The organism is Tepidiforma sp. (genome assembly GCF_034433535.1).
Classification (GTDB): Bacteria; Chloroflexota; Dehalococcoidia; order Tepidiformales; family Tepidiformaceae; genus Tepidiforma.
The window spans coordinates 1-13090 of the sequence record NZ_DAOUAO010000017.1 but is presented as its reverse complement, the minus strand read 5'-3'; the positions used below and the strand labels follow the sequence as shown (position 1 = coordinate 13090).

General features: G+C 69.7%; 14 protein-coding genes and 1 riboswitch. All 14 genes read right to left on the bottom strand.

Annotation, left to right across the window (positions count from 1 at the left end):
- Window positions 1–1286 (bottom strand): phosphoglucomutase/phosphomannomutase family protein (locus tag VAE46_RS01180; RefSeq protein WP_322795074.1); only part of this gene is annotated, 1286 nt, incomplete at its 3' end.
- A complete protein-coding gene (locus VAE46_RS01175) occupies window positions 1279–2289 on the bottom strand; it encodes an NDP-sugar synthase (RefSeq protein ID WP_322795073.1) in 1011 nt (336 codons plus the stop codon). The genes VAE46_RS01180 and VAE46_RS01175, both read right to left, overlap by 8 nt.
- 9 nt (window positions 2290–2298) lie before the next feature.
- Window positions 2299–3501, bottom strand: a complete 1203-nt coding sequence (gene metK, locus VAE46_RS01170; RefSeq protein WP_416223923.1) for a methionine adenosyltransferase — start codon at window positions 3499–3501, stop codon at window positions 2299–2301.
- A 50-nt stretch (window positions 3502–3551) separates the two neighbouring features.
- Window positions 3552–3659: riboswitch (SAM-I-IV-variant riboswitch) on the bottom strand.
- Window positions 3660–3707: 48 nt separating this feature from the next.
- A complete protein-coding gene (locus VAE46_RS01165) occupies window positions 3708–4433 on the bottom strand; it encodes a ScpA family protein (protein WP_322795071.1) in 726 nt (241 codons plus the stop codon).
- Window positions 4434–4500: 67 nt separating this feature from the next.
- A complete protein-coding gene (gene aroF, locus VAE46_RS01160) occupies window positions 4501–5544 on the bottom strand; it encodes a 3-deoxy-7-phosphoheptulonate synthase (RefSeq protein WP_322795070.1) in 1044 nt (347 codons plus the stop codon).
- 28 nt (window positions 5545–5572) lie between these two features.
- The gene (gene aroH, locus VAE46_RS01155; protein WP_322795069.1) at window positions 5573–5944 is read right to left on the bottom strand and encodes a chorismate mutase; all 372 of its coding nucleotides are present in this window, start codon (window positions 5942–5944) and stop codon (window positions 5573–5575) included.
- A gap of 163 nt (window positions 5945–6107) precedes the next feature.
- Window positions 6108–6899 (bottom strand): tryptophan synthase subunit alpha, encoded by a 792-nt coding sequence (trpA, locus tag VAE46_RS01150; RefSeq protein ID WP_322795068.1) that lies wholly within the window; start codon window positions 6897–6899, stop codon window positions 6108–6110.
- 7 nt (window positions 6900–6906) lie between these two features.
- Window positions 6907–7731, bottom strand: a complete 825-nt coding sequence (locus VAE46_RS01145) for a type II CAAX endopeptidase family protein (RefSeq protein ID WP_322795067.1) — start codon at window positions 7729–7731, stop codon at window positions 6907–6909.
- Complete coding sequence (locus VAE46_RS01140) at window positions 7728–8525, bottom strand: CPBP family intramembrane glutamic endopeptidase (protein WP_322795066.1); 798 nt, start codon at window positions 8523–8525, stop codon at window positions 7728–7730. Before VAE46_RS01140 ends, VAE46_RS01145 begins: the two co-directional genes overlap by 4 nt.
- 23 nt (window positions 8526–8548) lie before the next feature.
- Complete coding sequence (trpB, locus tag VAE46_RS01135; RefSeq protein ID WP_416223922.1) at window positions 8549–9745, bottom strand: tryptophan synthase subunit beta; 1197 nt, start codon at window positions 9743–9745, stop codon at window positions 8549–8551.
- Window positions 9726–10469, bottom strand: coding sequence for a phosphoribosylanthranilate isomerase (locus VAE46_RS01130; protein ID WP_322795064.1), 744 nt, complete (start codon window positions 10467–10469; stop codon window positions 9726–9728). The genes trpB and VAE46_RS01130 overlap by 20 nt, the downstream gene beginning before the upstream one ends.
- The gene (trpC, locus tag VAE46_RS01125; protein WP_322795063.1) at window positions 10466–11296 is read right to left on the bottom strand and encodes an indole-3-glycerol phosphate synthase TrpC; all 831 of its coding nucleotides are present in this window, start codon (window positions 11294–11296) and stop codon (window positions 10466–10468) included. Before trpC ends, VAE46_RS01130 begins: the two co-directional genes overlap by 4 nt.
- Entirely contained in the window at window positions 11289–12308 is a 1020-nt protein-coding gene (gene trpD / locus VAE46_RS01120; protein ID WP_322795062.1) for an anthranilate phosphoribosyltransferase, read from the bottom strand. The genes trpC and trpD overlap by 8 nt, the downstream gene beginning before the upstream one ends.
- A gap of 43 nt (window positions 12309–12351) precedes the next feature.
- Window positions 12352–12939, bottom strand: coding sequence for an aminodeoxychorismate/anthranilate synthase component II (locus VAE46_RS01115; protein WP_322795061.1), 588 nt, complete (start codon window positions 12937–12939; stop codon window positions 12352–12354).
- Window positions 12940–13090 lie beyond the last annotated feature (151 nt).

Genomic DNA, 13090 nt, shown 5'->3' with positions numbered 1-13090 from the left:
AAGCGCCAGCCGTCGGTGCGGTCGGAGCCGGTGACTGGCCGGCCGGCGAGCTGGGCGGGGGCGGCTGCATCGAGGCGCTGGCGGATGTGCTGGCTGGCCCCGGGTGCGAGGTCGTAGTCGCGGCGGGCGTAGGCGTGGGGCCCGGTGATGGCGAAGACCCGCTGGAGGAGCTCGGACGGCGAACGCCCGGTAGCGGCCACGAAATCGAGGAGGTAGAGGCCGGCGAGGATGCCGTCGCGCTCGGGGAGGTGGCCGCGGAAGCCGTAGCCTCCGCTCTCTTCGCCGCCGATTAGGGCGTCTTTTTCCATCATGAGGGGGCCGATGAACTTGAAGCCTACGGGGGTTTCGTAGCATTCGACGCCGTAGTGGTCGGCGAGGAGGTTGGCCATGCGGGTGGTGGTGATGGAACGGACGATGGGGCCGCGGAGGTTGCGCTCGCCGAGGAGGTATTCGATGAGGAGAGCGAAGGTGCGGAGCTGGTCGACGTAGTTGCCGGCTTCATCCACGAGGCCGACGCGGTCGGCGTCGCCGTCGTTGGCGATGCCGATGTGGTAGCGGCCTGTGCTGAGGAGGAGGAGGAATTCGGACAGGTTCGATTCGATGGGCTCGGGCGCGCGGATCCCCGGGAAGGCGGGATTCCGCTCGGTGTGGATTTCGTGGACGGTGGTGGAGCCGCCGGAGAGGAGCTCGGTGAACAGGCCGGCACCTGCGCCGTACATGGGGTCGACGGCGACGCGGAGGCCGGCGGACCTGATGCGCTGGAGGTCGACACGGGAGCCAAGGGCGGCGAGGTAGCCGGGGATGGGGTCGAACTGCGCGATGGCATCGGCGCCCTGCGGGGCGAGGCGGATGGCGGCGGGGTTTTCGAGGATGGCGGGGACGCGCCGTTCGATATCGGCGACGATTTCGGGGCTGGCGCTGCCGCCGTAGTGGGGTTTTACCTTGATGCCGTTCCAGTTGAAGGGGTTGTGGGAGCTGGTGACCACGACGCCGCCGGCGGCGCCGACTTCGATGATGCGGTAGCTGATGGCTGGCGTGGGCGCCGGGCGGCTGGCGAGCTGGACGCTGAAGCCGCTGCCGGCGAGGACGCGGGCGACGGCCTCGGCGAAGTGGTCGGAGAGGAAGCGGGTATCGTAGCCGACGATGAGGGGGCGGGCCGTCCCGGCGGTCTCTCGGAAGTGGTCGGCGATGGCCTGCGCGCAGGCGCGGACGTTTTCGAAGGTGAAGGTATCGGCGATGAGGGCTCGCCAGCCGTCGGTGCCGAAGCGTACGGGGTTCTCAGGCATGGGAAGCATGATAGCGGGCGCCCGGTTGAACGCTCGCCCCCGGGGGGAGCACAGCGCCCTGCTCGATGGCCGCGCCCGCACCGATGACGGCTCCTTCGACGACCGCCCCGGGGCCGATGGTGGCATCGTTGGCGATGATGCTGGCGGTGATGCGGGCACGTTCGCCGACGTGGACCCGCTCCCAGAGCACCGAGCCGCTCACGCTGGCCCCGGCACGAAGGAAGCACCCTTCGCCGATGGCGGAGCCGGTGACGGACGCCCCGGGCTGGATGGTCGCGCCGGGATGGACGGCGTTGCCCTCGCCGAGGAGCTCGCGGTGCAGTGCGAGGTAGCGCGCGGGGGTGCCGAGGTCGGCCCAGTGGCCTTCGAAGCGGTAGCCGAGGACGGTGCGCCCGCGGGCGACGAGCGAAGGGAACAGCGTTTCTTCGACGCGGACAGGGCCCGGCGGGATCTCCTCGACGAGGTGGGGCTCGAAAATCCACGCGCCGGCGTTGACGAGGTTGGATGGGGCTTTGCCGGGAGGCGGCTTTTCGACGAAGCCGGTGACCCGTGAGCGGTCATCGCAGACCGCGACGCCGAAAGGAGAGGGGTCGTCGACGGGGTAGAGGGCGAGGGTCAGCTCGGCGGAGGCGGCCACGTGGGCTTCGATGGCGCGCTGGAGCGGGAAATCGAGGTACACGTCGCCGTTGAGTACGACGAAGCGCCCCTCGATGCCGGCCTGTGCGACCGCGTTGCGGATGGCGCCGCCGGACTCGAGGCGGGAGGTTTCGATGACGGGCAGGATCTCAAGGCTGCGGTGCCGGCCGGGCGGGTAGCGGGCGGCGAGGTCTTCGTTGGCGAGGCCAAGGGCAAGGATGGCGCGAGAGATGCCGCCCTTCGCCAGCCATGCGAACAGGAATTCGATGGCAGGGGTGTTGCAGACCGGCACGAGGCTCTTGTGGCGGTGGGCAGTGAGCGGGCGGAGGCGGGTGCCCTGTCCGCCGACGAGGAGGATGGCGTCCACGCGGGGCTGCTAGCGGCCGGCGGCTGCGCGGAGGTCCGCGGCGCGGGAGGTATTTTCCCAGGGCAGGTCGAGGTCGGCGCGGCCGAAGTGGCCGTAGGCCGCGGTGGGGCGATAGATGGGCCGGCGCAGCTGGAGGTCCTCGATGATGGCGCCGGGGCGGAGGTCGAACAGCTTACGGACGGCCTGGAGGATGACCGAATCGGGGACGACGCCGGTGCCGAAGGTTTCGACGCCGATGGAGGTCGGCTGGGCGACACCGATGGCGTACGAGAGCATGAATTCACAGCGGGTGGCGAGGCCGGCGGCCACGATGTTTTTGGCGACCCAGCGTGCGGCATAGGCAGCAGAGCGGTCGACCTTGGTCGGGTCTTTGCCGGAGAAGGCGCCGCCGCCGTGGCGGGCCACGCCCCCGTAGGTATCGACGATGATCTTGCGGCCGGTGAGGCCAGCATCGGCGCGGGGGCCGCCGAGGATGAAGCTGCCGGTGGGATTGACGTGGATGGTGGCCTGCGGGCTCAGGAGCTCGCCGATGACGGGTTCGATGACGTGCTTGCGCACTTCCTGCTTGATGAATGCGGGGTCGCGGACGTCGGCGGAGTGCTGGGTGGAGATGACGACGGTATCGACCTGGATGGGGTTCCAGTGGTCATCGTATTCGACGGTGACCTGGGACTTGCCGTCGGGGTACACCCAGGGGAGGATGCCCTGCTTGCGGACTTCCGCCAGGCGGCGGGTGAGGCGATGGGCGAGCGAGATAGGCAGCGGCATGAGCTCGGGGGTTTCGCTGCAGGCGAAGCCGATCATCATGCCCTGGTCGCCGGCGCCAATGCTGCGGGGGTCGTGGCTGTTGACGCCCTGGGCGATGTCCGGGGACTGCTCGGCGATGGAGGTGATGACCCCGCAGGTGTGGCCATCGAAGCCCTTGACGGAGGAGTCGTAGCCGATGCCGCAGATGGTTTCGCGGACGAGCTTGTTGATATCGACGTAGCCCTCGGTGGTGATTTCGCCCATGACGAGGACGAGGCCGTTGGTGGTCGCGGTTTCGCAGGCCACGCGGGAGTTGGGGTCCTGGGCGATGAGGGCATCGAGGACGGCGTCGGAGATCTGGTCGCAGATTTTATCAGGGTGGCCTTCGGTGACGGATTCGGAGGTAAGGAGTTTGCGCTCGGACACGGGCTGCCCTTTCTCTGGAGGTGGCTTGCGTGCGGGCATGAAAAATCCCCTCGCCCGGCGTGCCGGGTTCGAGGGGCGGGCGTTCCCGCGAGCCCGCCTTTTGTTGCTCCCGCGGCGGGTGCCGGGGAGCCGCGTCGTTTCGGCACCTTGGAGGCATAACCAGGTTGCCGGGCTGGGATGCCCTCTTGACGCTTATGCGGAGGGTAGCAGGCCGCAGTGCGGTACGGAAGGGGTTGACGGGGGCCTCAGGCGGCGGGGGCGAGGGCGATGACCTGGATATCGCCCCAGGGGGTCTCCTGCAGGGCCTCGGCTTCGCCGGCGCGGAGGAGTTCGAGGACAGCGAGGAAGGAGATGATCACTTCGAGGCGGCTGGCGCATTCGAGGATGGCGCGGCGGAAGGAGAATTTGCCGCGGCGCTGGAGCCGCTCGCGGAGCTGCTCGATGCGCTGGGCGAGGGTGATGGTGGTGTCGCGCGGGAGGATCGCCCGGGGCGCCGGCTCCTTCGGCTTGCGTTCGAGGAGGCGGAGCATGAGCGCGTGGAGGCGCTCGAAGCTGACGCCGGCGAGGGGGGAGGGCTGGGGGAGGTCGGGCGGGGGCGCGAGGCGGGTATAGATGCGGAGCCCGGCTTCCTGGCGCTGTTCGAGGAGTTCGACAACCTGGAGGAAGCGCCGGTATTCGCGAAGAAGCTCGACCAGCTCGGCGCCGACAGCGTCGTCCTCGAGGGCGGGCGGCTCCTCCCCCGGCGGGCGGGGAAGGAGCGCGCGCGACTTGAGGTAGATGAGGCGGGCACCGATAGCGACGAACTCGGCGAGGGCGGAGGGGTCGAACCCTTCGCCGGTGCGAATGGCGGCGAGGTACTGGTCGGTGACCGCGACGAGGGAGACGGCCGTGATGTCGAGGTCGTCCTTCTCGATGAGGTGGAGAAGTAGGTCGAGCGGCCCCTGGAAAACGGGCAGGGAGATTTCAGCCATGGCTCCTGCCGGCGCGGCGCTCCCCCGCTGAAGCGCGGCCGGTGCGGTCTTGCGACCGTTGGTGCTGTTACGCGCTGGCAGGCGCCCACACCCCCGGGAGCGTCCGTTCGACGGCAGCGGCAACAGCGGCGACCGAGCGCATCATGGCGGCGAAGCGTTCGTATGTCAACGACTGGGCGCCGTCGCTGAGGGCGTGCTCCGGGTTGTTGTGGACTTCGATCATGAGGCCATCGGCGCCGGCGGCGATGCCTGCCATGGCGACCGGGGTGACCAGGGCGGCCTTGCCGGTCCCGTGGGAGGGGTCGGCGATGATGGGCAGGTGGCTGAGCTCGCGCACGAGCGGGATGGCGTTCACGTCGAAGGTGTTGCGGTAGGCGGTTTCGAAGGTGCGAATGCCGCGCTCGCAGAGGATCACGTTGGGGTTGCCCTGGGCGAGGATGTACTCGGCGGCGAGCAGCCACTCTTCGATCTGGCCGGAGAGGGCGCGCTTGAGCATCACGGGCTTGCGGACGCGGCCGACCTCATCGAGGAGCATGAAGTTCTGCATGTTGCGGGCGCCGATCTGAATGATGTCGGCGTATTCGCAGACGGCGTCGATATCGCGGACGCTCATGAGCTCGGTGATGACGGGGAGCCCGTGGGCTTTGCCGGCGGCGTGGAGGTACTTCAGGCCCTCGACCCCGAGGCCGCGGAAGGTGTAGGGGGAGGAGCGGGGCTTGAAGGCGCCGCCGCGGAGGATGTTGGCACCGGCGGCCTTGACGGCGCGGGCGGCATCGAAGATGTGCTCTTCGTTTTCGATGGAGCAGGGGCCGGCCATGACGGCGAGCTGCTGGCCGCCGACGGTGACCCCGTAGCCGACGTCGATGACGGTATCGGCCGGGTGGAATTCGCGGGAGACAAGCTTGTAGGGCTTGGTGACCCGGTGGACGGATTCGACGTGGGGGAGGGACTGGAAGATGTCCTCGAGGCCGGGGTCATCGGAGCCGATGACGCCGATGATGGTGCGTTCGGCGCCGACGGAGAGGTGGGCCTGGCGGCCGGTCTCTTCGATGCGGGCGATGATGGTATCGATATCGTCCGGGGTGGCTTCCGGGGAGACGACGATAATCACGGGATGCAGTACTCCGTTCGGTGATAGGTTATTCGATGGGGTAGGCGAGGTCGGGGCGGAGGCGGGCGGCCTCGCGCAGGTAGATGTGCCGGATCTCACTCTGGGATTTCTCCGTGTTCCAGTGGAGGAGGACCCGAATGCAGAGCGGGAGCATGCCCGGCACGGACATTTCGTGGCTTTGCATGAGGGGGACCTGCGTCCAGCCGAGCTGCCGTGCGGCGACGGCGGGGAACTCGGCGTAGACGTCGGGGGTCGTCGTCAGCCAGGCGGAGGCGATGTCCTCGGTTTTGATCCCGTTGGCCTCCACCATGTGGATGAGGAGTTCGCGGGTTCGTTCGAGGATTTCTTCTTTCTGATTACGGGTGACGGTGGTAGCGCCACGTACGCCGCGGACCGGCATGCGCGGAGGTCCTCCTGGAGCGTTCAGGTTGTTGGAAGGCCGTTAGAAGCAGCGGGGCGTAAAGGCCCCGGCCGGCGGACACCCATACTCGCGGCCCACAGGAGGCCGAGGCCACGCCCGTTGAGGCGCAGCCGGCTGGCTGTGGGCCGGGATCACTTGTCCGCTACTGGCCGGAGACATCCTCCACAAACTCCCTGACGCGCTGGACGCGGCGGTCAACCTCCGCGGCGTCGATGGCGGTGATTATAGCAGAGCCGACGACAGCGGCATCGGCGATGCGACGGACGGCCCGGGCCTGTTCGCGCGTGGTGATGCCGAAGCCGACGGCGAGGGGGAGCGAGGTACGGGCGCGGATGCGCTCGATGAAGGGCGGGAGTTCTTCGAGGGCGACGTTGCCCTTGCCGGTGGTGCCAGTCACCGAGACGCAGTAGATGAAGGCATCGGCGGCGGCGGCGATGAGCGGGATGCGCTCATCGCGGGTGGTGGGGGCGATGAGGGGCACGAAGCTGAGGTCGTTCGCGCGGCAGGCCTGGAGGAAGGAGCCGGCCTCCTCGGGAGGCATGTCGACGACGATCCAGCCGTCGGCGCCGGCGGCGGCGGCCTCGGCGCAGGCGCGTGCTTCGCCACGGGCAAGGATGGGGTTGTAGTAGCCCATGAGGAGGACGGGGACGGTGAGCCCGTGCTGGCGGGCGTCGCGGATGAAGTCGAAGCAGCGGGCAAGGGTGACGCCCTGCTGGAGGGCGACCTGGTTGGCGTGCTGGATGGTGGCGCCGTCGGCGAGGGGGTCGGTGAAGGGGACGCCGAGCTCGATGATGTCGGAGCCGCCCTCCTGCATGGCGAGGAGGATGGGCACGGTCTCGGCGGGGGTGGGATAGCCTGCGGTGACGTAGCCAACGAAGAGGGTGCGGCCTTCCTGGCGGGCGCGGGCGAAGGTATCGCGGAGACGCTGGGACATGGCGGGGTCAGTACCTCGTGACGAGCAGGATAAAGCTGAGGCCGTTGAAGAGCACATGGAAGGCGACGGCATCCCAGAGGCAGCCGGTCCGCCAGTAGAGCCAGGCGACGAGCAGGCCGATGAGGAAGAAGGGGATGACAGCGCCGGCATCGGTATGGGCGAGGGAGAAGAGGGCGGAGCTAAAGGCGGCGGCGGGCCAAAATCCCCAGGAGAGGGCCCCGGAGAAGAGGAAGCCGCGGAAGAAGACTTCTTCGGAGAGCGGCGCGGCGATGACCGTGGCAAGGCCGTAGAGGGCGAGCGCGGCGGGGTCGCGCAGGACAGCATCGAGGGTGGGCGGTGCGGGCGCGATGGCGTGCCAGCCAAGGGCCTCGACGGCGGCGGCGTAGAGGCTGACCAGGGGGAAGGTGAGTGCGACGAGGGCGCCCGGGAGCCAGAGGCGTTCGAACTGGAAGCGGTCGAGGCCGACGGCGCGGGCGAACCCGGCGGTGCCCTGCCGGCTGGCGGCGACCGCAATCAGCACGAAAGCGGCGGAGCTGAGGATGGCCATCGACCAGGCGACGCGGGCGGCGATCGGGTCGCCGAGCAGCCGGGGCGGCGGGGGCAGGGGATTGCCGGCCGCCGCACGCGCGAGCGCGAGATCGGCGTAGCGGGCGATCTCGGCGGCTTTCGTGAAGGTATCGCCGACATCGCGGAACTCGGGTTCGCCGCCGAAGGCGCGGGCAATCGGACCGACGAGGGCGAGCGGGAGGACGTAGGCGAGCACCGCGAGCCAGGTCCCGATGAGGAGGCTCAGTTCGTGCCAGGGTGCCGGGTGCAGGCGCCGGGGGCTCATGAGAAGGCGAGGATGGAGAAGCTGATGGCGTTAAAAAGGAAGTGGAAGATGATGGGGTGCCAGAGGCTGCGGGAGCGCCAGTTCAGCCAGGCGAGGATTAGGGCGATGAGGAAGAAGGGGACGACGCTGCCGGGGTCGAAGTGGACGAGGCTGAAGAGGAGGCCGGAGATACCGGCCGCCGGCCAGAACCCCCAGCGGCTGAGGCCGCCGAAGAGCAGGCCGCGGAAGAAGAGCTCTTCGGTGACCGGGGCGCCGACCACAGTCACGGCGGCAGCGATGGCGAGGGTGAGGTCGTCGCGGGTAATTTCGTAGGGGACCGTGCTGGTGGGGATGAGCCAGTCGATGCCGGTGCGTTCGACGGCGGCGACCCAGGCGAAGGTGAGCAGGTAGGCGCCGAGGACAGCCGCGAGCGGCAGCCAGGCGCTGGACCAGGCGAAGGTATCGAGCCGGAGGTCGCGGAGGAGCTGGCGGTCCGGGCGCCGGGTAACGATGCCGACGATGGCGAGGGTAGCCGCCTGGGAGACAGCGGTGACGCTGAGGAGCACCTGGAGCGCGTCCTGGGAGGCCAGGAGCTCCGGGGGAGACGGGAGGGCCTCGCCGCTGGCTGCGGCGGCGAGGCGGGCGTCGGCGTACTCCGCGATGCGCCCGGCCTTTTCGAAGGTGTCGCCGACATCGCGGGTGCGGAGGTCGAAGTCCAAGGCCGCGGCAACGCCGGCAGCAACGACGTTGGTCAGGACGAGGAGGGCGACGAAGGCGGCAAGGCCGGTGAAGGCCTCGCGCGGGCCCCAGGGCACGAGGCTGCCGCGGGGGGCGTCGCTCAGAGGGTCACCCCGAGGGCGGCGGCGACGGTGTGCATGTCCTTATCGCCGCGGCCGGAGAGGCCGACGAGGATATCGTGGCCGGGGCCGAGCTCACGGGCGAGCTGGATGGCGTGGTAGATGGCGTGAGACGGTTCGAGGGCGGGGATGATGCCTTCGGTGCGGGTGAGGGCCTGGAAGCCCTCGAGGGCCTGCTGGTCATCGACGGCGACGTATTCGGCGCGCTCGCTGGTCTTCAGCCAGGAATGCTCGGGGCCGACGCCGGGGTAATCGAGGCCGGCGGAGATGCTGTGGGTCTCGAGGATCTGGCCGTCGGCATCCTGCAGGAGGTAGGTGCGGGTGCCGTGGAGGACGCCGGGGCGGCCGGCGACGAGCGTGGCGGAGTGCCTGCCCGAACCGACGCCGCTCCCGCCAGCTTCGACGCCGACGAGGCGGACGGGGTCATCCAGGAAGGGGTGGAAGAGGCCGATGGCGTTGGAGCCGCCGCCGACGCAGGCGACTGCGACATCGGGGAGGCGTCCGGCCTGCTCCAGCATCTGCGCGCGGGCTTCGCGACCGATGACAGACTGGAAATCGCGGACGATGGTGGGGAAGGGATGCGGGCCGATGGCGGAGCCGATGATGTAGTGGGTGGTGCGGACGTTGGTGACCCAGTCGCGCATCGCTTCGTTGATGGCGTCTTTCAGGGTCTTGCTGCCGGATTCGACGGAGACAAGGGTGGCACCGAGCATCTTCATACGGAAGGCGTTGAGCGACTGGCGGCGGATGTCCTCGGCGCCCATGTAGACGACGCATTCGAGGCCGAGCATGGCGCAGACGGTGGCGGTGGCGACGCCGTGCTGGCCGGCTCCGGTTTCGGCGATGATGCGGCGCTTGCCGAGGCGGCGGGCGAGGAGGGCCTGCCCGAGGGCGTTGTTGATCTTGTGGGCGCCGGTGTGGGCGAGGTCTTCGCGCTTGAGCCAGATGCGGGCGCCGCCGCACTCGCGGGAGAGGCGCTCGGCGAAGTAGAGCGGGGTGGGACGGCCGACATAGTGGCGGAGGAGACGGTTGAGCTCCTCGTGGAAGGCGGGGTCGCTGCGGGCTTCGTTGTAGGCGGCTTCGAGGTCTTCGTGGGCGGCAACAAGTGTTTCGGGAATGTAGCGGCCGCCGAATTCGCCGAAGCGTGCGGGGAGGGTTTCAGTGGTCACGGGCGGCACCTTTCGCGGCGCGGATGAACGCGCGGATTTTGGCGGGGTCTTTGACGGCGTCGGTTTCGACGCCGGAGGAAACATCGACGGCCCAGGGGCGGACGCGCCGGACGGCCTCGTCGACGTTCTCGGGGGTGAGGCCGCCGGCGAGCATGACGGGGAAGCGACCGGCGACATCGGCGGCGAGGTCCCAATCGAAGGCCTGGCCGGTGCCGCCGAGCGCACCGGTGCCGCCGGTGTCGAGAAGGGTGGCGGCGGCGAGCCCGGGGACGATGTGCTCGGTGATATCGGCGGTTTCGTGGCCGGGTTCGACGTGGATGGTGCGCAGCACCGGGCGGTGGATGGCGCGCACGAAGGCGTTGTCTTCGCCGCCGGAGAGCTGGACAAGGTCGAGGCGGGCGGCATCGGCGATGTCGTTGATCTCGTCCGGGGTCATCCCGGCGAAGACGCCGACGAGCAGCGGGCGCGCGCGGGCGAGGGAGAGCTCGATGGCCTCGGCCCACGCGGGGAACCAGGTGCGGGCCGAGACATGGCCGCGGGATGGGGCATCGAAATCGACCGGCGGAGCGGCGCGGCGGCGGGACGCCACCACCTCGACGATCTCGTGGCACTGCTCGGGGGTGACCTGGCGGCGCGACCGGGCGAAGACGAGCCCGATGAAATCGGCGCCGGCATCGATGGCCGCGACGGCGTAGGCGGCGTCGCGCAGGCCGCAGATTTTGACGAGGGTCATGGCGCGCTCCGGGTCGAAACGGGGAGCCCGCGGAGCTCGCGGACCTTTTCGGCGGGGTCGGGGGCGAGCATGAGGCTTTCGCCGACGAGGACTGCGGTGGCACCGACGGAGGCGAAGCGCTCGACATCGGCGCGGGTGGAGATACCGGAGAGTGCGGCGAGGAGCGCGCCCGGCGGCACCAGGGAGGCAAGGCGCTCGGTGGTGGCGAGGTCGACCCGGAAGCTGCGAAGGTCGCGGTTGTTGATGCCGATGAGATCGGTGCCGAGGGCCGCGGCGCGCTCCATCTCGTCGGCGTTGTTGACCTCGACGAGCGCCTGCATGCCGAGGGCGCGGGCGCCGGCCATGAGCGCGGCGAGGCGGGCGTCATCGAGGGCGGCGACGATCAGCAGCACGGCATCGGCGCCGTGGACGCGGGCCTCGAGGAGCTGGTACTCGTCGATGATGAAGTCCTTGCGGAGGACGCCGGGGCGGTCCGGGCCAAGGGCTTCGAGGGCGGCGCGAACGGCGGCCATGTCATCGAGGGTGCCTTTGAACCAGGTGGGCTCGGTCAGGACGGAGATGGCGGAGGCGCCGCCTCGCGCGTAGCGAAGGGCCTGCTCGGCGGCGTCGAGCCCGGGGGCGATGTCGCCCTTGCTGGGGGAGGCGCGCTTGATCTCGGCGATGACGGCCATGGGGGCGTCGCGGCGCAGGCGGGCGAGGAAGTCGATCTCTGGCGGCGCCCCGGGGAGGCGGCGCTCGAGTTCCGCGGGAGGCACCGCCTGGCGGGCCGCGGCAACATCGACGCGGCGGCGTTCGAGGATCGTGTCGAGGATGGTGGGGCTACCCACCGGCTGCCTCCCGGGCAAGGGTGATGTAGGTATCGAGCACCTCGCGGGCGCGGCCGCTCGCGACGGCTTCGCGCGCAAGCTGCACCCCTGCGGTGAAATCGGGGGCCCGGCCCGCGACCACGAGGGCGGCCGCGGCGTTCATGAGCGTGAAGTCCGTGCGGGGTCCCTCCGCGCCATCGAGGATGGCGAGGATGTCGCCGGCGTTGGCCCGGGCATCACCCCCGGCGACTGCCGAGAGCGGAGCGCGGGAGAGACCGAAGTCCTCGGGGGCGATGGTCCGCTCGGCGACGGCGCCATCGGCGACCACCCAGGCGGTGGTGGGTGCGGCCGGGCTGATCTCGTCGAGCCCGTCTTCGGAATGGACGACAAGGGCGTATTCGATCCCGCGGAGGGCGAGCGCCGAGGCGATGAGGGGCCCGAGGACGCGGGCGCCGACCCCGACGAGCTGGCGGGTCGGGCGGGCCGGGTTCGAAAGCGGCCCGAGGATGTTGAAGGCGGTGCGGATGGCGATTTCGCGCCGGGGGCCGCCAACGTGGCGCATGGCGGGGTGCATCCGCTGGGCGAAGAGGAAGCAGAAGTTGCAGGCGTCGATGATGCGGGCGATGGCGGAGCCATCGAGGTCGATGCGAGCGCCGAGTGCCTCGAGGACATCGGCGCTGCCGCACTTCGATGAGGCGGCGCGGTTGCCATGCTTGGCGACGCGCACGCCGCAGGCGGCCACGACGAAGCCGGCAGCCGTCGAGACGTTGATGGTATCGATGCCGTCGCCGCCGGTGCCGCAAATATCGATGACGCCGGGGGCGTCGACCGGCTCGGCGTGGCGGAGCATGACCTCAAGACAGGCGGCGATCGCCTCCGGCGTTTCGCCCCTGATGCGCCAGGCCGAGAGGAACGCGCCGACCTGCGCCGGGGTGGCGGCGCCAGTCATGAGCTCTTCCAGCGCGCCGGCGGCGAGCTGCGGCGGGAGTTCACCGGTTTCGACGAGGGCTTTGATCGCTTCCTGGACAGCCATCAGCGCGTGCTCCGCCGGGCGGATATGGAAACAGTCTGCCGAATCAGGCTGGCCATTCGCCACCTTCAAGACGGAGGAAGTTGGCGAGGAGGTCTTTGCCGTATTGCGTCGCGATCGATTCGGGATGGAACTGGACCCCTTCGACCGTGAGGCGGCGATGGCGGACGCCCATGATGATGCCGGATTCGGAGCGGGCGGTTACCTCCAAATCGGGCGGGAGGGTCTCCGGGGTGCCGCAGAGGGAGTGGTAGCGCACGGCCTCGAAGGGGGAGGGGATGCCGGCGAAGACGCCGAGGCCGTCGTGGGTGATCCGGGAGGTTTTGCCGTGCTTGATTTCGCCGGCGCCTGCGACCGTGCCGCCGTAGACCTCGTAGATGCACTGGTGGCCGAGGCAGACGCCGAGGATGGGCACCCGGCCTGCGAATTCGCGGATGACATCGCAGGAGATGCCGGCATCCGAGGGGTCGCCGGGGCCGGGGGAGATGACGACGCGGTCGGGCTTGAGGGCACGGCACTCCTCGAGGGTGACCTGATCGTTGCGGTAGACGCGGACGTCCTCGCCGAGCTCGGCGAGGTACTGGTAGAGGTTGTAGGTGAACGAGTCGTAGTTATCGATGAGCAGGGTGGTCACTGGTCGAGGGATTCCTCCTTGGCGAGGTCGGCGGCGATGAGGCGGAGCGCGGCGGCGAGCTCTTCGGGGGTGTAGCCGTAGCCGCGGCGGTCGAGGCGGAACTTGGCGGCCAGGTAGTCGGGCTGGAACGAAGCAGGGCTGGCGAGGTTGA